The 25,401-nt window shown below is 56.0% G+C and carries 23 protein-coding genes; 20 read left to right on the top strand and 3 right to left on the bottom strand.

Annotated elements, in window-relative coordinates; all coding sequences use genetic code 11:
- Positions 1 to 101 precede the first annotated feature (101 nt).
- A complete protein-coding gene (locus BCM02_RS21285; protein ID WP_148931152.1) occupies positions 102 to 2,078 on the top strand; it encodes an endonuclease MutS2 in 1,977 nt (658 codons plus the stop codon).
- A 47-nt stretch (positions 2,079 to 2,125) separates the two neighbouring features.
- Here BCM02_RS21285 and BCM02_RS21280 read toward each other — a convergent pair whose 3' ends face one another.
- Positions 2,126 to 2,776, bottom strand: a complete 651-nt coding sequence (locus BCM02_RS21280; protein WP_148931151.1) for a thiamine diphosphokinase — start codon at positions 2,774 to 2,776, stop codon at positions 2,126 to 2,128.
- Between the two features lie 270 nt (positions 2,777 to 3,046).
- Between BCM02_RS21280 and BCM02_RS21275 the strand changes: the two genes are divergently transcribed.
- The gene (locus BCM02_RS21275) at positions 3,047 to 3,730 is read left to right on the top strand and encodes a trimeric intracellular cation channel family protein (RefSeq protein WP_148931354.1); all 684 of its coding nucleotides are present in this window, start codon (positions 3,047 to 3,049) and stop codon (positions 3,728 to 3,730) included.
- A complete protein-coding gene (locus tag BCM02_RS21270; RefSeq protein WP_148931150.1) occupies positions 3,727 to 4,209 on the top strand; it encodes a low molecular weight protein-tyrosine-phosphatase in 483 nt (160 codons plus the stop codon). The genes BCM02_RS21275 and BCM02_RS21270 overlap by 4 nt, the downstream gene beginning before the upstream one ends.
- An 89-nt stretch (positions 4,210 to 4,298) precedes the next feature.
- Here the strand turns inward: BCM02_RS21270 and BCM02_RS21265 are convergent, their stop codons facing one another.
- Positions 4,299 to 5,039: an alpha/beta hydrolase gene (locus BCM02_RS21265; RefSeq protein ID WP_148931149.1), complete on the bottom strand. Its 741-nt coding sequence runs from the start codon at positions 5,037 to 5,039 to the stop codon at positions 4,299 to 4,301.
- A gap of 289 nt (positions 5,040 to 5,328) precedes the next feature.
- On the opposite strand from BCM02_RS21265, the gene pdhA reads away from it, so the two are divergent.
- The 9 genes from pdhA to BCM02_RS21220 all read left to right on the top strand — a co-directional run bounded on the left by pdhA (position 5,329) and on the right by BCM02_RS21220 (position 17,316).
- Complete coding sequence (pdhA, locus tag BCM02_RS21260) at positions 5,329 to 6,408, top strand: pyruvate dehydrogenase (acetyl-transferring) E1 component subunit alpha (protein ID WP_148931148.1); 1,080 nt, start codon at positions 5,329 to 5,331, stop codon at positions 6,406 to 6,408.
- A 212-nt stretch (positions 6,409 to 6,620) separates the two neighbouring features.
- A complete protein-coding gene (locus BCM02_RS21255) occupies positions 6,621 to 7,598 on the top strand; it encodes an alpha-ketoacid dehydrogenase subunit beta (protein WP_148931147.1) in 978 nt (325 codons plus the stop codon).
- A gap of 101 nt (positions 7,599 to 7,699) precedes the next feature.
- Positions 7,700 to 9,013 carry a dihydrolipoamide acetyltransferase family protein gene (locus BCM02_RS21250; protein ID WP_148931146.1) on the top strand — a complete coding sequence of 438 codons (1,314 nt, stop codon included), beginning with the start codon at positions 7,700 to 7,702 and terminating at the stop codon, positions 9,011 to 9,013.
- Between the two features lie 3 nt (positions 9,014 to 9,016).
- On the top strand, positions 9,017 to 10,438 hold the full coding sequence (gene lpdA, locus BCM02_RS21245; protein WP_148931145.1) for a dihydrolipoyl dehydrogenase: 1,422 nt from the start codon (positions 9,017 to 9,019) through the stop codon (positions 10,436 to 10,438).
- Positions 10,439 to 10,998: 560 nt separating this feature from the next.
- The gene (locus BCM02_RS21240) at positions 10,999 to 11,502 is read left to right on the top strand and encodes a dihydrofolate reductase (protein ID WP_148931144.1); all 504 of its coding nucleotides are present in this window, start codon (positions 10,999 to 11,001) and stop codon (positions 11,500 to 11,502) included.
- A gap of 221 nt (positions 11,503 to 11,723) precedes the next feature.
- Positions 11,724 to 13,211, top strand: a complete 1,488-nt coding sequence (locus tag BCM02_RS21235; RefSeq protein ID WP_148931143.1) for a glutamate synthase subunit beta — start codon at positions 11,724 to 11,726, stop codon at positions 13,209 to 13,211.
- Between the two features lie 190 nt (positions 13,212 to 13,401).
- Positions 13,402 to 13,722 carry a hypothetical protein gene (locus tag BCM02_RS21230; RefSeq protein ID WP_148931142.1) on the top strand — a complete coding sequence of 107 codons (321 nt, stop codon included), beginning with the start codon at positions 13,402 to 13,404 and terminating at the stop codon, positions 13,720 to 13,722.
- Between the two features lie 51 nt (positions 13,723 to 13,773).
- Entirely contained in the window at positions 13,774 to 14,931 is a 1,158-nt protein-coding gene (locus tag BCM02_RS21225; protein ID WP_148931141.1) for a glucosaminidase domain-containing protein, read from the top strand.
- Between the two features lie 18 nt (positions 14,932 to 14,949).
- Positions 14,950 to 17,316, top strand: a complete 2,367-nt coding sequence (locus BCM02_RS21220) for a DNA topoisomerase 3 (protein ID WP_148931140.1) — start codon at positions 14,950 to 14,952, stop codon at positions 17,314 to 17,316.
- 345 nt (positions 17,317 to 17,661) lie between these two features.
- On the opposite strand, the gene BCM02_RS21215 is transcribed toward BCM02_RS21220, so the two are convergent.
- Entirely contained in the window at positions 17,662 to 18,399 is a 738-nt protein-coding gene (locus BCM02_RS21215; RefSeq protein ID WP_148931139.1) for an HAD family hydrolase, read from the bottom strand.
- Positions 18,400 to 18,522: 123 nt separating this feature from the next.
- Between BCM02_RS21215 and BCM02_RS35375 the strand changes: the two genes are divergently transcribed.
- From BCM02_RS35375 to BCM02_RS21180, 8 genes are all read left to right on the top strand, one after another.
- Positions 18,523 to 18,660 (top strand): hypothetical protein, encoded by a 138-nt coding sequence (locus tag BCM02_RS35375; protein ID WP_187434342.1) that lies wholly within the window; start codon positions 18,523 to 18,525, stop codon positions 18,658 to 18,660.
- Positions 18,661 to 19,125: 465 nt separating this feature from the next.
- Positions 19,126 to 19,851 carry a phosphonate ABC transporter ATP-binding protein gene (locus BCM02_RS21205; protein ID WP_148931137.1) on the top strand — a complete coding sequence of 242 codons (726 nt, stop codon included), beginning with the start codon at positions 19,126 to 19,128 and terminating at the stop codon, positions 19,849 to 19,851.
- A gap of 94 nt (positions 19,852 to 19,945) precedes the next feature.
- Positions 19,946 to 20,557, top strand: coding sequence for a DUF3298 and DUF4163 domain-containing protein (locus BCM02_RS21200; RefSeq protein WP_148931136.1), 612 nt, complete (start codon positions 19,946 to 19,948; stop codon positions 20,555 to 20,557).
- 85 nt (positions 20,558 to 20,642) lie between these two features.
- The gene (locus BCM02_RS21195; RefSeq protein WP_148931135.1) at positions 20,643 to 21,236 is read left to right on the top strand and encodes a response regulator; all 594 of its coding nucleotides are present in this window, start codon (positions 20,643 to 20,645) and stop codon (positions 21,234 to 21,236) included.
- 92 nt (positions 21,237 to 21,328) lie between these two features.
- Positions 21,329 to 21,541 (top strand): hypothetical protein, encoded by a 213-nt coding sequence (locus BCM02_RS35370; protein WP_187434341.1) that lies wholly within the window; start codon positions 21,329 to 21,331, stop codon positions 21,539 to 21,541.
- 67 nt (positions 21,542 to 21,608) lie between these two features.
- The gene (locus BCM02_RS21190) at positions 21,609 to 23,249 is read left to right on the top strand and encodes an APC family permease (protein WP_187434340.1); all 1,641 of its coding nucleotides are present in this window, start codon (positions 21,609 to 21,611) and stop codon (positions 23,247 to 23,249) included.
- A gap of 298 nt (positions 23,250 to 23,547) precedes the next feature.
- A complete protein-coding gene (locus tag BCM02_RS21185) occupies positions 23,548 to 24,222 on the top strand; it encodes an MOSC domain-containing protein (RefSeq protein ID WP_148931133.1) in 675 nt (224 codons plus the stop codon).
- A 159-nt stretch (positions 24,223 to 24,381) separates the two neighbouring features.
- On the top strand, positions 24,382 to 25,392 hold the full coding sequence (locus BCM02_RS21180; RefSeq protein ID WP_148931132.1) for a phosphotransferase: 1,011 nt from the start codon (positions 24,382 to 24,384) through the stop codon (positions 25,390 to 25,392).
- The last annotated feature ends 9 nt before the right edge of the window (positions 25,393 to 25,401 follow it).

Raw genomic sequence — 25,401 nt, 5'->3', positions numbered from 1 at the left:
CGTACTCGCAAACCGAGAGATCTGGTTAAGTCAAGGTTCCCTTTAGATCGACTTCCCCTTGATCCATGTAAATGAATATGAACGCCAGGAGGCTTTCTACGATGAACGAAACGAGCATGACGCGATTGGAATTCGACAAAATCAAAAATCAACTGATGGATTTTACGGTGTCCCCGCACGGCGCCCGGCTTGTCGCCAAACATAACCCGAGCGCGAACGAAAGCACGGTACGGGCCTGGCTGAACGAAACCAAAGAAGCGGCACAACTGCTTGCGACCGGCGCGAGCGTTCCGCTATCCGCCATGGAAGGGATCGAACCTTTCATGCAGCTGCTGGGCAAAGGTCGTATTTATAACGAGCAGGAGCTGCAGTTTCTCGCCTCGTGGCTCGCGGCCGTCGCGCAGATGCGGCGTTATATGGATTCGAAGCAAATGATCGCGCCTACCATAAGCGCCTATGCCGACTCCATGCACGATTGCGCGAATCTCCGGGACGAATTAGACCGCTGTTTGCGTTATGGGCAAATTACCGATCAAGCAAGCGTCTATTTGGCGGACATCCGGAGACATTTGGCCGCGGCCGAGGATCGGATCGAGCGCCGGTTGAATCAGACGATGAGCAAGTACAAGAACGCGCTGCAAGAGCAGATCGTTAGTAAACGCAACGGGCATTACGTCATTCCGGTAAAGCGCGAGCTTCGCAAACAAGTGCCGGGGACGGTCTGGGACGAATCGGCGAGCGGCCAAACGTTGTTCGTGGAACCAGTGGACGTTGCCGAGCTGCAGGCGGAGTGGCAAATGTGGAAAGCGGAAGAGGAACGGGAGCGAACGGTCATATTGTCCGGTCTGTCGGATTTGGCGGAAGAGCATGCGAGCGAGCTGCACTGGAACGTGGAAGCGATGGCCGCGTTCGACTTTATTTTTGCCAGAGGGAAGCTATCCCGGACGTGGGACGGTCGAGCGCCGAAGCTGGCCGCGCAGCCGGTTATCAAGCTCGTGCAGGCGAAGCACCCGCTGCTCGGCGCAACGTCCATGCCGCTTAACGTCGAGATCGGACGCGGCTGGAAGCAGCTCATCATCACGGGCCCGAACACGGGCGGCAAAACCATCACGCTGAAGACGATCGGATTGTTCGCCCTCATGACGCAATATGGACTGCTCATTCCCGCCGCCGAGGGGACCGAGCTTGGATTGTTCACGCATATTCTGGCGGACGTCGGTGACGGTCAGAGCATCGAACAATCGCTGAGCACGTTCTCCGCGCATATGGCGAATCTCAAAGAAATGCTGGACGCTGCGGGCGAGCGCTCCCTACTGCTGTTGGATGAGCTCGCGGCAGGCACGGATCCCGGCGAGGGCATCGCCCTCTCGATCGCGGTATTGGAAGAGCTGCTCGGCCGGGGATCTTTGGTGGCGGCGACGACGCATTTTAACGAAATCAAACGGTTCGCGGCGAGCACGGACGGCTGCGAGAACGCGAGGATGGCGTTCGATCCGCAGACGCTGCGACCGCTCTACCGGTTAGAGATCGGAGAGGCCGGCGACAGCTACGCCTTCGCGATCGCGAGACGATTCGGATTGCCCGAGCGGGTTATCGCGCGGGCGGAGGCGAGGGCTTTGCTAACGAAAGGCGATAGGCCTGAAAGCAATGCCGCGATCGAACCTTATGTCGGCGCGAATATGCAACGAAAGTCGCGCGATCGCGGAAGTCAACCCGGAGAAATGAAGCTTGCCCAAGCGACGAACGATGACGGCATCCAAGCCGAAGGAACGTCGAAGCGAGCGTTTCAGGTCGGCGATTGCGTATGGATCTATCCGCTGAAGCGAACGGGGATCGTGTTCCGCGCGGCGGACGAACGAGGCGAGGTCCTCGTGCAAGTGCAGAAGCAGAAGCTGACGTTCAACCGGAAGCGTCTATCGCTCTACATTCCTTCGGATCAGCTGTATCCAGGAGATGATTACGACATGGATATCGTGTTCGAGAGCAAGGCGAATCGCAAAGCGCGGAACCAAATGAAGCGTAAATACGTTCCTGGACTAACAATCGAGACGCCTGGAGACGATCCCTCGAGTCGTTAAGACTCGGATCGCAGCGTCCGTCGTTCGGTCAGAGCTCGGCGTCCTCTTCATTTGGCCGAGTCTCGGCTTTCAATAACAAGCAGCAGTCCTTCCCGGATGGTAACCGTCCCTTCATCAGCTTCGAGAATGTTGCTTATGCCGAGCGACTGTCCGATTTCCAATGTGGCATCCCGAAGCGGGTAGCGGAAGCCATGCAAATCGATGCCGCTTACGACGGGCGTAAGCGGCAGCAGCGATACATGGCTATAACCGCCAGCTGTCAAAGTTAGCTTGCGCTCCGTAAGCTGGACGCGATTGTGGGCGTCAACTATCGATGCGCGGATGTTGCGGCCAAGCGCGCCGCGAAGCAGGTGTACATTGGCCAGTGAGTGGTCGAACCGGGTTCCGAGCGCGCCTACCAGAATAACTTCCTGCGGCTCCATCGCTAGAGCGTGACGAAATGCCAATTCCGTGTCGGTAAAGTCTTTATCGATCGGGTCGCAAGTCTCCACGCGTCGACTGCAGCGTTGAATCGCCGCAAATTGCTCGTCCGTCACGGAATCGAAGTCGCCGATGGCGATGTCGGGCGCAAATCCATTGGCAGCTAGGAAATAGGCGCCGCTGTCCGCGCCGATCAAGTAGTCGTTCGGCTGCACCAGCTCGATCGCCCAAGGACCAAGCCGGCCGCCCGTAAAAATCAAAATGCGCTGATTGAACATGGTGGTTCGTCCTTTCATAATTGCTGCTTACGCACCAGTATACTAAGGATTCGCGCCACTTGACCAGTTTGCCGGATATCCAGATGGGCGAAGGTGCAAAACTCCGTTTTCCGTGAGTCGTTGCGCAGCTTGCAAAAAGTTTCTTGCGCGCAGCGGATCGCGCGGCTAAAATGGGAATGTGAAAAATACGGACACCGTTCGACATGGGTACTGGCATCGCAGAGTCGATCGGGCAGGCGGAGGCATCATTCCTTGAACTGGCATGTGGATATGGACGTCTTTACGATTTTCAGCATTATCGGCACGATCGCCTTCGCGGTGAGCGGCGCGATTGTCGCCATGGAAGAGGAGTACGACATATTAGGCGTCTACGTGCTGGGGCTCGTGACCGCGTTCGGAGGCGGCGTCATCCGAAATCTGCTCATCGGCGTGCCGGTTACGACGCTTTGGACGCAGGGGATGCTGCTGAAGACGGCCGTGGTCGCCATGACAATCGCCTTTATCCTGCCCGTGCGTTGGATCCAGCATTGGCGGCGCAGCGAAGCGTTCTTCGATGCCATCGGACTCTCGGCCTTCGCTATCCAAGGCGCATTGTACGCGACGGGCAAGCATCCGTTGTCGGCGGTGATCGTCGCGGCGATGCTGACGGGGATCGGGGGCGGCATGATTCGCGACGTGCTCGCCGGTCGCAAGCCGCTCGTATTGCGCGACGAGATTTACGCCGTGTGGGCGATGCTGGCCGGAGCGGCCGTCGGATTGGGTTGGTTCGAGACGCCGATCGAACTATTGGCGCTGTTCATCGTCGTGGTCGCGTTCCGTATGATGTCCGTACATTACAAATGGCGGTTGCCGAGACGGTCCCTGAAGTACGCGCTGGCGCAGTCCGTGCATCAGGATGAACATCAGCAGGCATTGGCGGCAGATCAAGCCGCGAAGAAAGGAGATCGTCTATGATTGGCGTGTTATTCGTTTGTCTGGGCAATATTTGCCGTTCCCCCATGGCGGAAGCGGTATTCAGAGGCAAGGTGGAGGCGGAAGGGCTGGCGGATACGATTCGGGTCGATTCCGCGGGAACCGGCGACTGGCATCTTGGCAAAGTTCCGCATGAGGGGACGCGGCGATTGCTGGACGACCACGGCATCGCGTACGAAGGGATGCGGGCGCGCCAGGTAAGAATCGACGACTATGCCGACTTTGATTATATCGTGTGCATGGACAGCAACAACGAACGCGATGCCCGGGCGGTATTCGGCAGCAAGTGCGACGGACATCCGAAGGTGTTTAAACTGATGGATCTGCTACCGGAACGCAAGGCGAGCGACGTGCCGGATCCGTACTATACGGGCAATTTTGAAGAGACGTATGAACTCGTAAGCGAAGGGTGCGATCGGTTATTAGACCGGATTCGGCAGGAGAAGCTCGCAGGCGTTTAAGAGAAGAATAATATAGCAAGACGTGAAGAAAGACCGTGTTCGCTTCGGCGAATGCGGTCTTTTTGCACCTTCCGGCAGTACGGATACGATTAGAATTCAGGTTTTATGAAGGTTTTAATCGATGCCGGAATATGCTTCTGCCAAAATCCCCATACGTGTTTGCCTTCGTGCTCGCCATAATACGTTGTTGCGCCTTTGGACTCCAGGATGGCTTTCATCTCGCGGTTGATCGCCACGAAATTGAAGACGCCGCGGTCGGTCTCATAAGCATCTTCCTGTAAGCCGACGATCATGAATAGCTCCATGCCGCTCAAATCTCCCGCTTGCGAAGCGATGGATTGCGAGACGGGATAGAAAGCGCCGGATAAGGCGATAATGCGATTGAATAGATTCGGATGGCGAAGCGCGATGTGTAGCGACGCGGTGCCGCCGAGCGAGTCGCCGGCGAGAATGCGATCTGCCGGTTGGCGGCGGGCGGCGTATTTGCCCTCTATATAAGGAAGGAGTTCTTCGGCGAAAAATCGCACGTAGCCGTCGTGCAGCTCCCCATCAGGCGAATATTCGCTCGTCCGCTTCGATTTGTCGACATCTACGCCAACGATGATGAACGGTTCGATGCCTTCGTCCAATATTAATTGGGTCGCAATGGTCGCGACGCGTCCGAAATTGAAGAAATCTTCGCCGTCTTGGCAATAAACGACGGGGTAACTTAACACTTCATTATAGCCCGGCGGCAAAAAGACGCGCAGATCGCGTTTGCCTGCCGGCAAGTAGCGGCTTTCGACTTCGTCCTTCACGATGGTGCGTTTCATGTAGCGGGCATCGGTCATTGTGAAAATCTCCTCTCGGTTTGCATGAGTCAATGGGATTACGGGTAAACAAAAAGAAGGGAAAGAATGCCCGCCGCCTTACGAGGCGGCTTTTCGCTTGTTGTATTATTCTGTACCATAGAATAAATGATCCTGTTACATATACAATTCGGTGCGGTAATTCCCCAAATGTGCGAATTATCAATGGTGAAAACGATTTTATGCTTTGACCATTCGGATTAAACAGGGTTATAATCATTCTATAACAGTGACCTGTGTTTTTTCAAATATTAAGCTGAGGTGAACCTTAATGAGCAAGCTGTTAAACAAGCTGCCTTACGAAGTTCAGACGGAACCGGTTTATCCGTTGTCCATTCTTTCGCCTGAAGGCGAAGTCGTAAATCCTGATTTAATGCCGAATCTTTCGGATGACCAACTTAAAGAATTGATGTACCGCATGGTATTTACCCGTACTTGGGATGAACGCGCCGTTAACCTGGGTCGTCAAGGCCGTCTTGGCTTCTACGCGCCTGTATCCGGTCAAGAAGCTTCAATGATCGGCAGCGAGTACGCGCTGAACAAAGAAGACTTCATCGCGCCGGCTTACCGCGACATGCCGCAGATCGTATGGCACGGACTTCCGCTGTACCAAGCGTTCCTGTACTCCCGCGGCCACCAGCATGGCGGCCAAATTCCGGAGGGCGTGAACGTATTGATGCCTCAGATCATCATCGGCGCCCAAATCCTCCACGCGACTGGCGTTGCGATGGCTTTCAAGAAGAAGAACGAGAAACGCGTCGCGATCACGTACACGGGTGACGGTGGTTCTTCCGAAGGCGATTTCTACGAAGGTATGAACTTTGCCGGCGTTTACAAACTTCCGGTCATTTACTGTGTGCAGAACAACGGCTACGCGATCACGACTCCATTCGCGAAGCAGACGGCTGCCCCGTCGATCGCGCACAAAGCGATTGCCGCCGGCATTAAAGGCGTGCAAGTAGACGGCATGGACGTGTTGGCCGTATACAAAGCGGTCCACGAAGCTGCCGAGCGCGGCCGCAACGGCGAAGGCGCGACGCTGATCGAGCTGCTCACGTACCGCTTCCGTCCACACTCGATGGCGGACGACGCGACGAAATACCGCACGAAAGAGGAAGAGAACGAGTGGGCGCTGAAAGATCCGCTTATCCGTTTCGGCAAGTTCCTCGAGAAGAAAGGCCTCTGGACCGAAGAGGATACGAACCGCGTGAAAGAGGAAGCGAAAGCGACGGTCAACGAGCACATCAAGAAAGCGGAGCAAACGGAGAAAATGACGGTTGCCGGCTTGATCGACACGATGTTCGAGACGACGCCTCCGCACCTGGAAGAGCAGAAAGCCGACTTCCAATAAGATGGAATGCATAGGGGAGCGCGCTCCCCTAATATAGATGATTTTTTTATGCTTACAAGCGAGTTTTGTTGCGAAGAGGGATCGGGAAGTGTTCTCCTCCACAGAACTTTCAGCTCCACAAAACTTAAGCCCATGCTTCCGAAGCGAGTTTTTATTGCGAAGGAAATCGAAGTGGCTTATGCTTCAAAAAACTTTAGGAGGAACCAACAACCATGGCACAAATGAATATGTTGGAAGCGATCCGCGACGCAATGCGTGTGGAAATGAAACGCGACGCTAACGTTGTCGCCTTCGGCGAGGACGTAGGTAAAGTCGGCGGCGTGTTCCGCGTTACGGAAGGTTTGCAAGAAGAATTCGGGGAAGACCGTATTTTCGATACTCCGCTGGCGGAATCCGCGATTGCGGGCATGGCAGTCGGCATGGGGATCCAAGGCTTCCGTCCGATCGCCGAAATCCAGTTCGTCGGTTTCATCTACGAAGCGCTCGACCAAATGTTCGTACAAGCCGCACGCATGCGTTACCGCTCCGGCGGCCGTTACAACTCGCCGATCGTATTCCGCACGCCGTTCGGCGGCGGAGTAAAAGCTGCCGAGCTGCACACGGACTCGCTCGAAGGTCTCGCGATCCAGACGCCTGGCATCAAGGTTATCGTGCCTTCGAACCCTTACGATGCGAAAGGCCTCATGATCTCCGCGATCCGCGACAACGATCCGGTATTCTTCATGGAGCATCTAAACCTGTACCGGGCATTCCGCGCCGAAGTTCCGGAAGGCGAATACACGGTCGAAATCGGCAAAGCGAACATCGTTCGCGAAGGTAAAGACGTGACGATCATCGCGTACGGCATGATGGTGCACACGGCCGTCAAAGCAGCCGAAGAGCTCGAGAAACAAGGCGTAAGCGCGGAAGTCATCGACCTTCGCACGCTGCTTCCGCTCGACATCGACACGATCGTGGCTTCCATTCAGAAGACGAACCGCGCGATCGTCGTGCAAGAAGCGCAGAAAACTTCCGGCGCCGCTGCAGAGATCATCACGCAAATCAACGAGAAAGCCATTCTTCACCTGGAAGCTCCGGTACTGCGCGTAGCGGGTCCTGACACGGTTTATCCGTTCGCCCAAGTCGAAGACGCTTGGCTTCCGACGCAAGCCCGCATTATCGCGGCGGTCAACAAAGTACGGGAATTCTAAACATATACATTCAACCCCAAGGATATGAGGCAAGATTGATTGGAGCGGTTGCGGGGGCTTGACCCTCGTTTGCTTCACCAACCTTTGAGGAGGTAACGCAAGTGGCAAAGTTTGAATACCGGTTTCCTGAGCTGGGCGAGGGCTTGCATGAAGGCGAAATCGTCAAAATGCACATTAAGCCCGGCGACAGCGTGACGGATGACGATATTATCATGGAAGTACAGAACGACAAGGCGATCGTAGAAGTGCCTTGTCCGGTTAACGGCAAAGTATTGGAAGTATTCACGAAAGACGGTCAAGTGTGCCATGTCGGCGAAGTCGTGGCGATTATCGACGCGGAAGGCGATCTGCCTGAAGGCGCGGTACCTGCTGGCGAGAACGCGCCGGCGGCAGAAACTCCGAAAGCCGCAGAAGCTAGCAGCGCGGCACCAGCACAAGCTGCGCCGGCACAGGCGGCACCTGCAGGCCAAGCGGCACCGGCTGCATCGAACGCGAACGTGCTCGCAACGCCTAGCGTGCGCAAATTCGCGCGCGAGAAGGGCGTTAACATCGCAACGGTAACCGGCTCCGGCAAGAACGGTCGCATTACCCGCGAAGATATCACCGCATTCGCATCCGGCGGCGCAACGGCGGCACCTGCTGCTGCAAACACGGAAGCGGCGACGCCGGCGCAAGCCGAAGCCAAAGCAGCCCCGGTCGTCGTAGCTGGCGAGCGTCCGGAAGAACGCGTTCCGTTCAAAGGCATCCGCAAAGCGATTGCGAACGCGATGTCCAAATCGGTATATACGGCGCCTCATGTTACGATCATGGACGAAGTGGACGTCACCGAGCTCGTGGCGCTGCGCACGAAAGCGAAGCCGATGGCCGAGAAGAAGGGCGTTAAGCTGACTTATCTGCCATTCATCGTGAAGGCGCTGGTAGCGGCATGCCGTCAGTTCCCGATCATGAACGCGATGCTCGACGAGCAAAGCCAAGAGATCGTATACAAAAAGTACTACAACATCGGTATTGCGACGGATACGGACAACGGTCTGATCGTGCCTGTTATCCATGACGCAGACCGCAAGAATGTATGGATGGTTGCAGACGCGATTCGCGATCTGGCGACGCGCGGCCGCGACGGCAAGCTGACGCCTGCCGAAATGAAAGGCAGCACGATCTCCATCACGAATATCGGTTCCGCTGGCGGCATGTTCTTCACGCCGGTTATTAACTTCCCAGAGGTTGCAATCCTTGGTACCGGCCGCATCTCCGAGAAAGCCGTCGTGAAGAACGGCCAAATCGTAGCTGCACCTGTTATGGCGCTCTCGCTTAGTTTCGACCACCGTCTGATCGACGGCGCAACGGCTCAAAACTTTATGAACTACATCAAGCAGCTGCTGGCAGACCCGCAACTGCTCGTAATGGAGGTATAACCCATGGTAGTAGGAGACGCATCACTCGATATCGATACACTAATCATCGGCGCAGGCCCGGGCGGTTACGTTGCCGCAATCCGCGCAGCGCAGCTCGGCCAGAAAGTTATGATCGTCGACAAGGGTAAGTGGGGCGGCGTATGTTTGAACGTCGGCTGCATTCCGTCCAAAGCGCTGATCAACTCCGCTCATCATTATGAGCATATGAAACATGCGGACCAATTCGGTCTTTCCGTGGAGAACGTGTCGGTCGACTTCACGAAAGTGCAGGACTACAAGAACTCCGTCGTCAACAAAATGACGAGCGGCGTCGAGATGCTCCTTAAAGCGAACAAGGTTCAAATGTTCCAAGGCGAAGCGATGTTCATTAACGAAAACGAAGCGCGCCTGTTCAATGAGCAAGAAGCGCCTCGCTACCGTTTCAAAAATTGTATCATCGCGACGGGCTCCCGTCCGATCGAGCTGAAGCCATTCCCGTTCGGCGGCCGCATTCTGTCCTCGACAGAAGCGTTGTCCTTGAACGAAGTGCCGAAGAGCATGGTCGTTATCGGCGGCGGCTACATCGGCATCGAGCTTGGCCAAATGTATTCCAAGTTCGGCACGGAAATCACGATCCTCGAGGGCGCGGACACGATCATGCCTGGCTTCGACAAGGATATGAGCTCCTTGGTCGTGAAGCACCTGAAGCAAAACAAAGTCGATATCGTCAACGGCGCGCTTGCGAAATCCGCAGAGCAAACCGACAAAGACGTTACGGTTACGTATGAAGTAAACGGCGAAACGAAATCCGTCACGGCAGACTACCTGCTCGTAACGGTCGGCCGTCGTCCGAACACGGACGGCGAGCTTGGTCTGGACCTGATCAACGTCAAAATGACGGATCGCGGCCTCATCGAAGTCGACGATCAATGCCGTACGTCGATCCCGCACATCTATGCGATCGGCGATATCGTACCGGGCGCGGCCCTCGCGCACAAAGCGTCGTACGAAGCGAAAGTAGCGGCGGAAGCCATCTCCGGATTGCCTTCGAAAGTCGACTACAAGTGCATCCCTGCTGTCGCATTCTCCGATCCGGAGTGCGCTGCGGTTGGTTACACCGAAAAAGAAGCGAAAGAAAAAGGCTTCAACGCAAAATCCAGCAAGTTCCCGTTCGGCGGCAATGGCCGCGCGGTTACGCTCGGCGGCGCGGACGGCTTCATGAAGCTCGTCCATGACGGGGACACGGGTCTTGTACTGGGCGCTCAAATCGCGGGCGTTGAAGCATCCAACATGATCGCGGAGCTTGGACTTGCGATCGAGATGGGCGCGACGATCGAAGATATCGCCCTCACGATTCATGCGCATCCAACGCTTGGCGAGATCACGATGGATACGGCCGAACTGGCGATGGGGCACCCGATCCATACGCTGGCGCCTAAGAAGTAATAGAATAAGCTTGGTTTCTTCGGAGCCGACGTACTCATCCTCGAGTGCGTCGGCTTTTCTTTTAGGCAAAGAAATCGCTTACATTAGGCGGTCAGTCTTCTTGATCATTGGTGGATGATGGGGGCGAAGGGTTCGTTCGGGTTTTCATGAAATTTTGTCGAATATTCGCTCAAAAGCAAACGACAAATGCGACGGAAAATGGTATGATGGGGGATATAACGTTTGGTGTGAACTGTGCGAAATGAGGTTACCGATGTGGTTTCTGAGATCGTTTCCGGTTGTTTCCATCGCGAGATGAGATGAAAATGGTCGGAATGTGACCGAGATCTCGGTTTTAGGTTCGTTTGAAGGAGGGGTTTTGGACTTTTCCAAGGCTTTCCGCGATCGACGCGAGCTAGGACGGCTGCATAACGGTTACGGCAGCGAAGACATCATGCAAGTGTGCCGAACCGAATATTCGTAGATTGCGGGAGAGTAATGTTCGGTTATAGGTCGATGTAGAATAATCAACCGACGATCAGCGTTGTTGCCGCATTATAATGAAGAAAGGGGCCGTGCGAATGGCTGTTATTCAAATTGCCGCAATGGCCCGCAATCGGGCAATCGGGTTAGACAATAAGCTCTTGTGGCGATTGCCGGCGGAGATGGCGCATTTCAAGCAGACGACAACGGGCAAGACGGTACTGATGGGCCGCAAAACGTTCGAGTCGCTCGGCAGGCCGCTTCCGAACCGGCGCAACGTCGTGTTGAGCCGCGAGATGAAGCAGGCACCTGAAGGCTGCGAGCTTGTCCGATCCGTGGATGAAGCACTAGAGAACTACTACAACGGTCTATACGGCGAGGATTTGATGGTCATCGGCGGAGCGAATATTTATGCACAGATGCTGCCGTTTTCGCATAAAATTTTGCTTACCGAAGTGGAGGCCGACTTTGAGGCCGATGCTTTTTTTCCGCTGCTCACCGAGTCCGACTGGCAGGTGTCCTCTCGTGATTGCCGGGTGGCCGACGAGAAGAATGCTTACGATTTCTGCATCCTGACGTATGATAGAATTGCGCCTTTTTAGCTAGCAAATGGCTTTATGATTGTGACGCTTATATGCGTTAAAGTGCAAATGATTATACGGAAAATCCATTTAACAGCGCTAGCTGCAATTGCTACGATATTGTAAATGGTTTTGGCCCGGGTACGAAAGTTTGATCTTGAATAAAAGCTAGAATCCCGATATAGTTTGATAGAGATATGCTGTACCAGGGTAACGGGAAAAAGGATGGAGGATAAGCGATCATGTCTACACCAACAGGATTTATGGACTACAAGCGCGAGCTGCCCGCTGACCGCAGTCCGCTAGAGAGAATAAAGGATTGGGACGAATTCCACAAGCATTTCAACAGCGATCAGCTTCGCACGCAGGGCGCCCGCTGTATGGATTGCGGCACGCCATACTGCCACACCGGCATCGAAATGCCAGGCGGCACATCCGGCTGCCCGGTGAACAATCTCATTCCGGAATGGAACAACTTAATCTACCGCGGTCTGTGGCGCGAAGCGCTTGACCGTTTGCATAAAACGAACAATTTCCCTGAATTCACGGGCCGCGTCTGTCCGGCGCCGTGCGAGGGCTCCTGTACGGTTGGCCTCATCGGCGATCCGGTTACGATCAAGACGATCGAACAATCCATTATCGACAAAGGCTTCGAGGAAGGCTGGGTCGTACCGCAGCCGCCGCTCGTTCGCACGGGCAAGCGCGTCGCCGTCGTCGGTTCCGGTCCCGCAGGCCTAGCTTGCGCGGCGCAACTGAACAAAGCCGGCCATTCGGTTACGGTGTTCGAACGCGCGGACCGCATCGGCGGCTTGCTCACGTACGGTATCCCGACGATGAAGCTCGACAAGAAGATCGTACAGCGCCGCGTCGATCTGCTCGAAGCGGAAGGCATTCAGTTCACGACGAACACGGAGATCGGCAAAGACGTTTCGGCTGATCAACTCGTATCCGATTTCGATGCGGTCGTCTTGTGCGGCGGCGCGACGAAAGCGCGCGAGGTGGAGATCGAAGGCCGCGACCTGAAAGGCATTCATCTTGCGATGGATTACCTGAACGGCACGATCAAGAGCTACCTGGATTCGAACCTCGAGGACGGCAACTACATCTCGGCCAAAGACAAGAACGTCATCGTCATCGGCGGCGGCGACACGGGAACGGACTGCGTCGCAACGGCGCTCCGTCACGAGTGCAAATCAGTCACGCAGTTCGGAACGCACGCGAAAGCGCCGCTGGAACGCGATCAAGCGAGCAATCCTTGGCCGCAATTCCCGAACGTGTACACGCTCGACTACGCGCATGAAGAAGCGCGCGCGTTGTACGGCGAAGATCCGCGTCAATTCTCCGTTCTGACGAAGAAATTCGTCGGCGACGAGAACGGCAACGTGAAGGAGCTGCACACCGTGCAAATCCAGCGTACGGTTGATGAGACCGGGCGCCGTATTTATACGGAGATTCCGGGTACAGAGCGCGTATGGCCGGCAGATCTCGTCTTTATCGCGGTCGGTTTCGAAGGACCTGAGAATACGATCATCAGCCAGCTGAACCTCGAGCAAGATCGCCGTTCGAACGTGAAAGCGAAATACGGCGACTATCGTACGAGCGTGGATAAAGTGTTCGCGGCAGGCGATATGCGGCGCGGTCAAAGCTTGGTCGTATGGGCGATCAACGAAGGACGCGAAGCCGCTCGCGAGGTCGACCGTTTCTTGATGGGAACGACGATGCTGCCATAAGCAGCCGGAATGGCTATAATAGAATATGAGATGCACGCAAGGAGCGCCTACGGGCGCTTTTTGTTTGATTCTAAGCATTTATAAGTTTCCCCATGCCTAAATGATCTTAGAATTTTCCGGAATGAAACGCGTTTTGCCGACAAAGGCGGCACTTACCGATTCACCTTGCTTCAATAGAGGAGATGCGAATATGATTCAATACGATTCGGATGACATCCGAGAGATGCGGGTGACGGCATTCTATCCCACGATAGAACGAAGAGACGATCAATGGATCGACATGGAGCTGCGGATGGATGTGGAAGACGAGTCCCGGATCCACGAGTCGATCACGGAGCTGACCGCGCTCGTCATCTGTACGCTTGGCGGCGTAATTGCGCAAATTGTGCCGCAGGACGCGGGATGCGACTGCGATTTTCAATTTACGGCAAGCGAGAAAGATCAGATTCGAGCTTTCGTTGAATCAGCCGAAATTCAAGCGAGGATCCTACTTTTAGCCGCTCCCCAGTAAGGAAAGTTGTGGTAGAATAAGCGTACCACAACTTGTCCGGGGGAATGCTCGATGCGGAGTGAAAGCGCCGTCTTTTTGACGCCGGCCGATGTTCGAAACATTCAGCAATACGTGATGCGCAAGTATGCCGGCTTGCCAAGCGATCGGCATGCCGAGATTGTCACCGACGCCATACGGCGTATCGTCATGAAGCAGCTTCCTGCTTTCGGGGAAGAGGAACGGATGCTTTTAACGGGACAGCTGTTGGACGAAGTCGTCGCCCGCCAGCAGATTCCAGTTGGCGCCGAGCATGTGTTTGCCGCCTGTTTACGACGAGATGAGTCGGCTATCGAGTGGCTGGATACGTTGCGAAGATGGACGGAGGAACGTCTCCGGCGATTGCTCGATCCGCAGCGATTTAACCAGTATATCCGGCAGGCAAGAGCGCAACTCTCGTTAACAGATGTCGGACAAGAGCTTCAGTCCGGCCAATGGCTTCTACTGGTAGAAGAAGCCGCGTTATGGGAAGAAATCGCTGCGGCGGAAACCGTTGTTCCCGATACGGAGCGCGAGGCGTCCTTAGCTACCGCACGCGTCGTTCCGTACAAGCCTTGGTCCCTTCGGGAGCGACCTCGATTGTATGCGTTATTGTCCGCGTTGGTTCTTGCGGCTTCATTCGTATATGGCTGGATGACGTTGGCGCCTATGTTGCCCCAAGAGCTGCAGCCGCCCGTCGCGCTGCGTCCCGTAGAGCCGAAGCCGGCCCCCATTCCGAGGACGCGGCTGAACGAGCTGCCGAACGAACTTCGATACGCGGATGTGGATGTCGAGCGCCTGACCGAATATTTGGATGCAAAGAATTCCCTATTGGCTGAAGCGGAGCACCGGGATATTATTTTAAAGGCGGCTCATGAAAACGACATCCATCCGCTGCTGCTGTTCGCCATAACGGGGCAAGAGCAGGCGTTCGTGCCGAAGTCGCATAAGCTCGCGAAAAAAATGATCAACAATCCGTTCAATGTTTTTCATAGCTATCAAGAATACAACACGACGCTTGAGGATTCGGCCAGAATCGCATCCGAGACGGTCAATAAATGGAGCAAAAATCGGCCAGAAGGCGTAGATGCCATAAAATGGGTGAATCGTAAATACGCCGAAGATCCGAACTGGGCGAAAGGCGTCACCAGCATCTTTCGGGCAATGAAGCGCTACGTAGAGCATAGCGAGTAGGAATAGAGAGGCGATTCATTGAAAACGTTAATTATCGCAGAAAAACCGGATATGGGACGGACGATCGCAGCCGTTCTGGAGCCGAAAGCGCAAAATAAACGCACTTATCTCGAAGGCGAGCATCACATCATAACATGGGCGATCGGGCATCTCGTCAGCTTGGCGGAGCCCGATCGTTATGACGAGAAATATAAGCGATGGAATGCGGCCGACCTGCCGATCATCCCGGAACGGTTCAAGCTGTGGCCGAATCCGCGGACGACGGATCAGCTCAAGACGATCGGAGAGCTGGCCAAACGCTGCAATAAGCTGGTCAACGCCTGCGACGCCGGGCGGGAGGGACAGCTTATTTTCCATTTAATTAAGCAATACCTGAAATTGTCGCAGCCGGTTGACCGTTTATGGATATCTGACCTGACGCCCGAGACGATTCGCAGGGGCTTCAACGGGCTGCGCAGCGATGCGGAATACGATTCGCTAACCCGCGCGGCGCGCGCCCGCAGCGAAGCGGACTGGCTGGTCGGCATGAACGCGTCGCGCGCGTTTACGATCAAGCACAAGACGCTGCTGTCGGTCGGGCGCGTCCAGACGCCCGTCTTGGCGCTGCTGTACGACCGCCATAAGGAAATTACGGCGTTCAACAGCGAGACGTATTTTATCGTTCAAGCCTTGTTTACGCAATCGGATATCAGCTATAAGGGGATCTGGCAGGGCGATCGGATTATCGAGAAGGAGAAGGCCGATGCGCTTGCGGCCAAAGTGAAAGGGAAGCCGGGGCGAATCGTCAGCTACGAGAAGACGGAGTCCAAGGAATACCCGTTCCGGTTATATGACCTGACGCTGCTGCAGCGCGAGGCGAACGGCCGTTTCGGTTATCCGGCCAAGAAGACGCTCGACATCGCGCAGGCGTTGTACGAGAAACATAAAGTCATCACGTACCCGCGTACAAGCTCGAACTATGTGACGGAAGAGAATATTCCGGTCATGGGCAACGTGCTGAACATGCTCAAACAGACCCCGACGTACGGACAATTGGCGAACGGCGCGGACCGCAGCCGGGTGCATAAAGGGAATAAGGCGGTGTGCAACCCGGCGAAGGTAGAAGACCACCATGCGATATTGCCGACGCCGAAGAAGCCGGGGACGCTGAGCGCCGAAGAGCAGAATATCTATGATATGATCGTGCGACGGTTCCTTTCTCACTACTATCCGCCTGCTCGTTATAACCATCACGAGGTCATCACGGAGGTGGAGGGCGAGCAGTTTCGTACCAAAGCGAAGGAGCAGCTGGAGCCGGGATGGCGCGTGGTGCTCGGAAATGAAGGCGCGGAGACGGCCAAAGCGAAAGGCCGCAAGAAGAAGGGCGACGAGCAGCAGGAGGAACAGGACGATGAGCTTATGGTGACCGATCGGCCGTTCTCGGTCAACCCGGATGAGGCGGTACGGTGCAAGGACGCGTCGGGCATCGAGAAAGCGACGCAGCCGCCTAAGCCGTATACGGAGGGCACGCTGCTGAAGGCGATGGAAAGCGCGGGCAAATCGATCGAGGACGACGAGCTGCGCGAAGCGATGAAGCAGACGGGTCTTGGTACGCCGGCGACGCGTGCGGCGACGATCGAGCGGCTGAAGCAGGTCGGGTATATCCAGACGGCGGGCAAGCGGCTTGACATTACCACTAAAGGCTGCGCGGCAATCGAACTCATCCGCGGAGCGGGCGTCGAACTGCTCGCCTCGCCGGAGATGACCGGTCGCTGGGAGCAGCGGCTGCACCAGATTTCGAAAGGCGAAGCGTCGGACGAGCAGTTCATGCAGAAAGTCAAACAGTTCGCCGAGATGATCGTCGGCAAAGTGAAGCAGCAACCGCAAGCGCAAGCATCGATATTCGGAGAAGACGATGGGAAAGGCGGCGGAGCAGGGAAAGGTCGAGCCAGTACACGCGGAAGCAAAGCCGGCAAGTCGACCGGCACATCTGCTGCATCCGGTTCGCCGCGCGCCTCTCGGACGCCTCGTTCGACGGCTGCCGGTGAAGCTGGCGCTGGAACCGGCGCGGCGAAGAGCCGGTCTCGAACGTCAACGGCCGTTGCGGTCCAACAATCGAAGCCGGCCGGCGCGCCAGAGTGGATTGCCGACTGTCCTCGCCCGGGCTGCGGCGGCAAGCTCATCGAAGGCAAACGCGGCTTCGGCTGCATCCGGTACAAGGAAGGCTGTTCGTTCGTCATCTGGAAAGATCAGCAGGGCAAGGCCGTGACGGCTGCAATGGCCAAGTCGCTGGCCGCAACCGGACAGACCCGCAAAATGACGATCAAACGGCCGGACGGCAGCTCGGTCAGCGGTAAGCTCGTATTGACGGACCCGTCGGCCGGTACGGTCGAATTCCGGGATTAACCGAAGTCCGTCATGGATGCGTGCTCGCTCGCCTTCAGGTCATTCAGATTGAATCTAGAGGCGAGCGAGCGTGTTTATTAGCTGCGCGCCAATTGCTTGTCGCTAGACATATGAGGAAATGAGGCGTGAAGGTGACGGATGTGCTGAGATACTTGCTACTTGACCGCATCATCGACTTGCCGTGCACCGCGGTCATCCGAGGCAGCTTCGCGTAGCATACATGCAATGACGCTGCTCAATAATGATCGCAGCTCGAACGACAAAGCCCCTCCGGTTGAGAAGAAGACGCAAATCGTATGCGTCTAAGCTTACTCCACCGTGAGGGGCTTTTATATAGGTCGACCTTTATATCCGTCCCAAGTAACCATGAATCGTATCCGGCACTTCCTTCAGCGCCTCAAGGGTGAAGAATGCGCCTTTCGGTGCGACATCAATGCCGACGATATTGAACACCCACTCGCTGTCGGTCTTCATATGGATGGCGTGAATGCCGGCGGTCAGCGCGGGTACGATATCGGTGCGAATGGAGTTGCCGATCATCCAAGTCGTAGCGCGGTCGAAACCGCCTGTCGCGATAATGTCTTCCATGGCCTCTATATTTTTGCGGGAGCGAACGTAGATCCGCTTGTCGAAGTAACGCTCCAGTTGCATCGCTTTGATTTTGCGCTCCTGGATCAGCAACTCTCCGCCCGTATACAGGTGAAGTTCATGACCGCTGGTTGCGAGCGCGTCCAACGTCTCTTCCATATGCGGATAGGGCTCGACTTGATGCTCGTATACGCTTCTGCCCAGCTTCCATAGAAAATCTTCTTCCACGGAGGACAGCGCGCGGCCGTAGAGGGAAGCGAAATAGCGGTACGTGCCAATGAACGATTCCGGAAAATGGTCGCTCTTAAACCCATCCGCGTGGACGCCGGCCAGGTCGATCTCCGTTTGTTTCTCGCGAATGACCATCTCGGTCAGCCCGTAGCCGCCAAACCACATCGTCATGGAATCGACGAACTGGTCGATAACGTGATAGAAATATTTGTTGCAGTAAATAAGCGTGTCGTCCAAATCAAACAGAATCTGCTGCTTCGTCATAACATGGCTCCTTCTCCAAATGATTCCGTTGTCTTCTCAATCTACCGCACTCCTATGCCCTGCGTCAAACCGAATAAACGAAGCGCCCGAAACAAATAATGTAAGCGGAGGTGAGCTAAAGCCATGCCTTATAACAAAGCGGATGCAAAAGAGAACAAGAACAACGAGTCGAAGTTCCGGGTTCGTTCGCGTACGCCGAACCTGGAGAAACTCGCGAACCGCCCTGCCAGCTTGAACGGAATCAACAAGCAGCTTCCTTAATTCTTAGGCGAGGTCGGGTTGGTCTGCTCAACCACAAGCACAACAAACGCGCGTCACCGTGGCTCTTGCCGGTGACGCGCGCTATTGTTTAACAGGATTAAGCATACTTTTGAATTTTCTCCGTCAAATTCTTCCGTATAAAAGCCAGCCGCCGGCGGACGTAAAAGTCGTAGCTCTCGCCTCTTAAATCCCGCGGGGAGACGACCGACTCCGCCTCATTGTCAATTATCGTAAGCGAGCCGTCCGAATAAAATTTAAACGTCAAATCCCGGAATGGACGACGGGTTTCAATAAAACGATAGTTTTCACAACGTTGCAAGGTGATCAACTCCTTTGGAATGGTAGAGGGAACGTTTGTTCTTATTTTGATTATACCAAACATTTGTTCGGATGGAAACTATTTTTTGAATAATTTAAACTAGAATGATAGATGGCAAGAACTGTAGGCAAAGGAGCGCACCGGGCATGATCAGAGTAACGAAGTTGTCGAAGCAGCTACCCGGCAAAGTGAACATTTTATCGGATATAAGTTTCGAAGTAGGAGCAGGGGAGTTCGTCGCGATCAAAGGCGCCAGCGGGAGCGGGAAGTCGATGCTGCTGCGGTGTTTGGCGCTGCGCGAGCCGTGGAGTTACGGCGACTATGAAGTTGATGGCGTTTCCATCTTCAAAAAAGGGTTCACCGGCAAGCTGAAGGTGCGGCGCGAAATCGCATACCTGGAAGAGAAGCCCGAGCTGCTGCCGAACAAAACGGCGCTCAAAAACGTGCTCATCGGGGCCAGACATCAGACGCCGATCTGGCGGCGCGTAACAGGCATGATCCGCAATGACGACTACATGGGCGCGATGGACATGGTCGAGAAGATGGGGTTGTTGGACAAAGCGCATCGGAAGGGCGACAAATTGAGCGGTGGCGAGAAGCAGCGCATCGCGATCGCGAGGGCGCTCGTGCACGGAGCGAAGACGCTGGTCGTCGACGAACCGGTGTCGGGCTTGGACCCTCATACGGCCGAGCAGGTGCTGAGCGATCTGAAGCGGATGTGCCAAACCCAGGGGATTACGGTCGTGGCCGTATTGTCGCAAGGCGATTGGGCAGAGCGGTTCGCCGACAGGATTCTTGGCTTGAACGGCGGCAAGCTCGTGTTGGATATTAAAGGAAGACGGATGACCGCGCGCGAGAAAATGCTGCTGTAGTCGCTGCGTTAACCGAACGAAGCGTTGAACCACGGGCATGCGCCCTGCATATAATGGGAAGTATTTCATTATGAGCAGGCAGGTGTCATGCAGGATGGCATTTCAATTTCCGGTTCACGTGCAAGCATCCCGAATTACGTTCCCCAAGGTAGAATTGTGGATCCCGGTCGTAAGCGGCGTACAGAACGCGGGCGCTCGCAACGCGATTAACGCCGCCATTCGCCAGCAGGTACGCGAGCTAGCGGCGGACCAAGGATCGCTCGACGATCCGCGGGCCGAGATGCAAGGCTATTTCGAACTTAAGACGAACGAGAAAAGCATTCTCAGTTTATCGCTGTTCAACTATGCCTATACGGGCGGCGCGCACGGGCTTACGCTACAGAAATCGCTGACGTTCCATATCGGGACGGGCAAGCGTTATTCGCTCGCGGAGCTGTTCAAACCGGGCAGCTCCTACGTGAAACGGTTGTCCGAACGGATTAAAGCGCAAATTACGGAGAGACAAATCGCCACATTAGGCGAGTTTGTAAGCATCGCCCCGAATCAGTCGTTCTATGTGGCGGACCGCGCGCTGGTCATCTATTTCGACCTGTACGAGTTGGCTCCGTATGCGTTCGGATTCCCTTATTTCCCAATCTCGGTGTTCGAGCTGGCGGATATCGTGAATCCGAACGGGCCGCTTGCCCCGATGATCGTGAACGATTAACGATCCAAGGCCGCGGTTAATGTTCACTTAAAGTACGCGCGCTGATAAAGCGTCAGCAGCGCCCGCATGAAGGAGAAACATCACCATGCTCTACATCTTCATCATCCTACTTATCGTCCTTGCGGCGCTGTTCATTTGGCGGAGAGCCGGTAGTAAACGCGCCGGTCGGCCTGCCGAGAGGCAAGACGGATTAACATCATTAAATAATCGGGACTCGAGTGAATTCGGTCCGTCGTTCTCTTCGCGGTCCGTAGCGTCGGAAGCGGGTCATGTGGACGCGTCGTCGAATTCCGCAGCGCCTGTCATCGAAGAAGACGGGCCGCCCACGGTAATGATCGTCGACGATCAAACCGCGATTCGCATGCTGCTTCGCGAGGTATTCGAGCTGGAAGGGCTTCGCGTGTTCGAATTCTCGCACGGCAAGTCGGCGATCGAGACGCTCCAACAGAAGCGGGTCGACTACATTTTGCTCGATCTCAAAATGCCGGACATGGACGGGATCGAGGTGCTGACCGCAATCCGCGCTTATAACCGGACCGTCGACGTCGCGATGATTACCGCTTACGGCGATCCGCTGAAGCTCGATGCCGCCCGCAAGCTTGGCGTAACGACTTTCTTTACCAAGCCTTTCGAGATCGACGATGTCAAACAAAGCGTGCTGGCCCGGCTGAACGGGTAAAGGAGGCGCGTACTATAGCCAGGCTGTGGATCGGCGCGCTCGCGCATTTCATTTTCGGATTGTTGTTCCCCTACGTGGCGGTGGGGGCGACGATGTTGATCTATGGGTTCATGGCGCCTTCCACGGAGGCGGAGAAGCTGCGCGGCGCGGTCATTGCGCTCGTGTACCTGCTTGCGATCGCCGTCGTGAACGTCTATGCCTTATGGAAGCTGCCGGCAAGGAGCAAGTGGAAGCGTCTTGCCATGCACGTGCTCGTATTTTCGTTCGCCGCCGCAACGATGTTCGCCCTGCTTCGCTGGTCTTAATCCGGCGAAGCTTTTTTGTGCTGGAGGGGCCCTATGCGACATACAGTCAAATAGGGGGTGCCTTGCTATGTCGGCCGTGTTTGTTGGTTTTTCGCTCTTCATAAGCGTATGCGTCGCCGCGCTGCTGCTTGGAAATCTGGCGCAAAGGCATGCCGCGTCCGCGCTTCAGCGGCCGCTGCCCGACATTTCGCACGACGTTAGACGCGCAGCGGGAGACAAGCATGGCTTGTACCAACAGGGACAAGCCCGGCAGCAGATTGGACGAATGAACGGTTTTGCGGCCTTTAGCTTCTCGTTCTCGGGAATGGGGTTGATCGGGTGCGGGTGCTGGTTGCTCTTGCCCGCGGTCGCGCAAGGAGGGCCTGCCGTACTCGGCATCGGTTGGCCGGTTATCGGCTTGTTCGCCGTACTGTCGGCATGTATCTATGCATCGTCGGCTTCGGGCATGCCATCTACCGGTGGCGTTTATCATTGGGTTTCGTCGATCTTGGGCAACCGATGGGGCGTGTTGGCGGGCGGGCTGCATATCGCGGGGCAGGCCGTTCTGTATGCCGTATCGAACGTGCTTGCGGCATCTTGGCTCAATATGACCTTGTCTGAAGCGTTCGGTTATGAAGCGTCCCCCATTGGCCAATATGCCTTGTTAGCGGTTTTATTCGCTGTGCAATCTTGGACGGGCGCGCGCGACCCGGTTCGACTTGGCCGTCTGTTCGTTGCGGGGGCATGGCTGGAGATTGCGACCATGCTCATCGTTATTGCCATTGTGGTTTGTTCGGGGGAGATTGGCTACTGGCCGATCCAAATGATCTATGAGCAAAAGCATCCGGTTGATGTGATGGCCGCAAGTCCGGACGCAACATCGGTGCTGCTCGGTCTGCTGCTGCTGTACCGAGGGATGATCGGCGGCGAAAGGGCGGCGGCGATGACAGAGGAGACGGCGGATGCGCGCGTCCATACGCCATGGGCGATCTTTTTGTCGACGGCGTATGCGGTCGTATTTGGCTATTTATTCTTCGCGATTCTCCTCGTGCAAATCCCGTTCTCGCCGGAAGCGGGGGGGCTCCTGACGGGAATTAACGCCATAATAGGCGGCGACGCGTCGAAATTGTATTCAGCGGTAGCCGTTATCGTGTTTATGTCCACGTTGTTCTCGGGCGCAGGCAACCTGGCGTCCATCGCGCGGACGTGGGACGCCATGGCGCGGGAGCGTGCCGCATTGATGGGCGAACGATTCCGGATCGTCACTAGGCGCAAGGGGCAAGCACGCTCGCTTGCAGTCACGGTTGTCGGCTGCGCCATGATTAGCTTATCGGTGCTGATGGTGCACGCGCGAGGCGGCGAATCGGCGCTGCCGGTGCAGCCGATGCTGCTTGCATTCTTGCTGCTGCATGCGGCATTGGCGATCGTGGCCGGCGGCAGATGCGCCGCGCGGTTCAGCGGCATCGCGATCTTGTCTGGCCCATGGCGGCTTGGCCGGATAGAGCCATGGACGGAGCGGTTAACCGCAGCATGGGCGATTGCTTGGTTAGGAGGCATAGCCTGGTTTCTGAGCGCGATGACCTGGTCTATTCTGGGAGTCGCTGGACTGCTTCTCTCGCTGACCGCTGCCTTGCGGTTGAAGAAAAGCGGAAAAGAGCAGCGTCCGCCGTTGACTGCCACGAGAAGCGGATCGGAGCGGAATGCGCACGGGGTCCATTCATCGAATTGAAAGAAAATTTCCGCAATAATCCGGGAAATGATCGATCATTTCCCGGGGAAGCGCAAGAAGCAACAAGAGCGGCGGCGTTTCGACAAGAAGGCATCGGAAAACCGAAAGTCGTGGCGAATTCGCGCGAGTCGCGCGGGGGGGACGTAGTTCAGCCTGACTTCCAGGTGGCTAATTCGCCGAGAAGGCGATGATGCCCGAAAGTCGCCGCATCATCGCTCTCCGGTCTAGCAGCGGGATTGCCAACTCTTTCCTGTGCAGACTATAATGACGATATCGAGAAGCGGGAGAGTGAGTGCGAATGGTTGAGCGGTTGGGTACACTGGTGTCGCTGAACGTTGCGCTGCCGGTGGCCGTCATGCACGGCAGCAAAGAAATTCAGACCGGCATCAATAAGAAGCCTGCAGAAGGAAGGTTATTCTTGACCAAGACCGGCCTGAACGGCGACGGGCAGGGCGATCTCGTCCATCATGGAGGCGAGGACAAGGCGGTTTGCGTCTATTCGCTGGCGCATTTCCCTTATTGGGAGGAAGCGTGGGGCAAGCCGGTGGAGCCGGGTGCCTTTGGCGAGAATTTCACGACGGAGGGGTTAACCGAGGACGCGCTGCGGATCGGCGACGTGCTGCGGGTAGGTACGGCGCTCGTTCAAGTGAGCCAGCCGAGACAGCCGTGCTTTAAGCTGGGCTTGAAGCATGGCTTGCCGGAGCTGCCTGTTCGCGTGCAGGAGAACGGTTATACCGGGTTTTATTTCCGCGTGCTGGAAGAGGGCGAGGTTGGAGCCGGCGATCCATTCCTGTTGGAACGTCGGGATTCGGCGGGCATCACGCTGCAGGAAGCGAACCGCGTCATGCATACGGACAAGAAGGATGCGGCGGGGATCGCGAAGGTGCTGGAAGTGGCGGCGTTGTCCGCAAGCTGGCGGGAGACGCTGAGCAGCCGGCTGGCGAAGTTGGAAGCGGAAGCCGACCGCGCATAGTTGATCTTTGCAGCCAGGCTATTGACGGATCTGGGACGACTCGATTTGTTTGACGACGCACGCCATTGGCTATCCGCAGAAGATTGGCAACGCGTCAACGTCTTCATTTCATAGCATTAACCATTTTTATTCTTATACAACGAACGATACGGAGGCAGCATGAACGGATCGACTAGCGGCGAATTCGCCGCTTTTTTGAATGCATACGAGTGGACGAGCCCTTGGCGGGCGGAACGGGAAGAGAGCGGGATGAACAACACGACCCGCATGATTTACGCCGGTGATGAACGGTATGTGCTTCGGGTGTACGACAACCATCGCGACGAGGCGATCGTTCGGGTCGAGCATGCCGTGCTGCTGGCGCTAAGCGAGAAGGAGATGGGACTGCGGGTTCCAGAGCCGGTGCTCAACCGGGAGGGCAGCACGGTTACCAAAGGCCCGGACGGCAAGTTAGCCGCATTATACCATTATATTGAGGGCTGTCGGCCGAGTCCGGATCATCCGGCGCATATTCGCGGACTTGGCGAGGCTGCCGGCAAGCTGTCGTCGCGGTTAGCAGCCGAGCAGATCGACGCGAAACCTCTCTACGACGCGTATTACCGGTTCGAAGTCACGCATCAAGCGATGGCGGGCGACCGTCTTGCCGAACTTGCCGGCTCGCAGGGGCTGCGCGAAGAAGAAGGGGAACGGATCGACGCGATGATTCGTCTTCGGGACGAACTGAGAGCGGCCGCGACTCGCGCGGCGCGGCTGCCGCATCAATGGATTCACGGGGATATCGTGTTTACGAACAGCGTGGCTGCCGGCGATCGGATCGTTGGGCTGCTGGACTTCGAGTTCGCGACGATCGACGTCCGCGCGATGGAGCTTGCCGTGGTCTTGGCCGAGTTCCCGGGACCGGACACGGAGGTCGCGCTTCATCGGATCCGGCTGTTCTGCGAGGGCTTCGGTACGGCGGTCCGATTGAACGCGGAGGAGGCGGACATGCTTCCGGAGCTGATGCAGCTGCGCATGATGGACGTCTTCCTTCATTTTGCCGGAAGGCTGGCGGACGGCGCGGACGATCTCGACGTATGGCGCGGACAGATTAGACGAACAAGCTTCGTATGCGAGTGGATCGATCGCAACCGCGGCGAACTGAATCGTATCCTGCATGAAACGTTAACCTGATCGGCGTCG

This window comes from Paenibacillus methanolicus (genome assembly GCF_008124765.1).
Lineage (GTDB): Bacteria > Bacillota > Bacilli > Paenibacillales > Paenibacillaceae > Paenibacillus_Z > Paenibacillus_Z methanolicus.
This window is presented reverse-complemented; position numbering and strand designations above follow the sequence as displayed.

Bases quoted from the DNA above. Each gene is read 5' to 3' on its own strand.
- BCM02_RS21275 (WP_148931354.1), top strand. From the start codon at position 3,047: ATGGACGTCTTTACGATTTTCAGCATTATCGGCACGATCGCCTTCGCG.
- BCM02_RS21195 (WP_148931135.1), top strand. From the start codon at position 20,643: ATGCTCTACATCTTCATCATCCTACTTATCGTCCTTGCGGCGCTGTTC.
- pdhA (WP_148931148.1), top strand. From the start codon at position 5,329: ATGAGCAAGCTGTTAAACAAGCTGCCTTACGAAGTTCAGACGGAACCG.
- BCM02_RS35375 (WP_187434342.1), top strand. From the start codon at position 18,523: ATGCCTTATAACAAAGCGGATGCAAAAGAGAACAAGAACAACGAGTCG.
- BCM02_RS21180 (WP_148931132.1), top strand. From the start codon at position 24,382: ATGAACGGATCGACTAGCGGCGAATTCGCCGCTTTTTTGAATGCATAC.
- BCM02_RS21255 (WP_148931147.1), top strand. From the start codon at position 6,621: ATGGCACAAATGAATATGTTGGAAGCGATCCGCGACGCAATGCGTGTG.
- BCM02_RS21285 (WP_148931152.1), top strand. From the start codon at position 102: ATGAACGAAACGAGCATGACGCGATTGGAATTCGACAAAATCAAAAAT.
- BCM02_RS21235 (WP_148931143.1), top strand. From the start codon at position 11,724: ATGTCTACACCAACAGGATTTATGGACTACAAGCGCGAGCTGCCCGCT.
- BCM02_RS35370 (WP_187434341.1), top strand. From the start codon at position 21,329: ATGTTGATCTATGGGTTCATGGCGCCTTCCACGGAGGCGGAGAAGCTG.
- BCM02_RS21240 (WP_148931144.1), top strand. From the start codon at position 10,999: ATGGCTGTTATTCAAATTGCCGCAATGGCCCGCAATCGGGCAATCGGG.
- BCM02_RS21190 (WP_187434340.1), top strand. From the start codon at position 21,609: ATGTCGGCCGTGTTTGTTGGTTTTTCGCTCTTCATAAGCGTATGCGTC.
- BCM02_RS21185 (WP_148931133.1), top strand. From the start codon at position 23,548: ATGGTTGAGCGGTTGGGTACACTGGTGTCGCTGAACGTTGCGCTGCCG.
- BCM02_RS21225 (WP_148931141.1), top strand. From the start codon at position 13,774: ATGCGGAGTGAAAGCGCCGTCTTTTTGACGCCGGCCGATGTTCGAAAC.
- BCM02_RS21205 (WP_148931137.1), top strand. From the start codon at position 19,126: ATGATCAGAGTAACGAAGTTGTCGAAGCAGCTACCCGGCAAAGTGAAC.
- BCM02_RS21215 (WP_148931139.1), bottom strand. From the start codon at position 18,399: ATGACGAAGCAGCAGATTCTGTTTGATTTGGACGACACGCTTATTTAC.
- BCM02_RS21280 (WP_148931151.1), bottom strand. From the start codon at position 2,776: ATGTTCAATCAGCGCATTTTGATTTTTACGGGCGGCCGGCTTGGTCCT.
- BCM02_RS21230 (WP_148931142.1), top strand. From the start codon at position 13,402: ATGATTCAATACGATTCGGATGACATCCGAGAGATGCGGGTGACGGCA.
- lpdA (WP_148931145.1), top strand. From the start codon at position 9,017: ATGGTAGTAGGAGACGCATCACTCGATATCGATACACTAATCATCGGC.
- BCM02_RS21265 (WP_148931149.1), bottom strand. From the start codon at position 5,039: ATGACCGATGCCCGCTACATGAAACGCACCATCGTGAAGGACGAAGTC.
- BCM02_RS21270 (WP_148931150.1), top strand. From the start codon at position 3,727: ATGATTGGCGTGTTATTCGTTTGTCTGGGCAATATTTGCCGTTCCCCC.
- BCM02_RS21200 (WP_148931136.1), top strand. From the start codon at position 19,946: ATGGCATTTCAATTTCCGGTTCACGTGCAAGCATCCCGAATTACGTTC.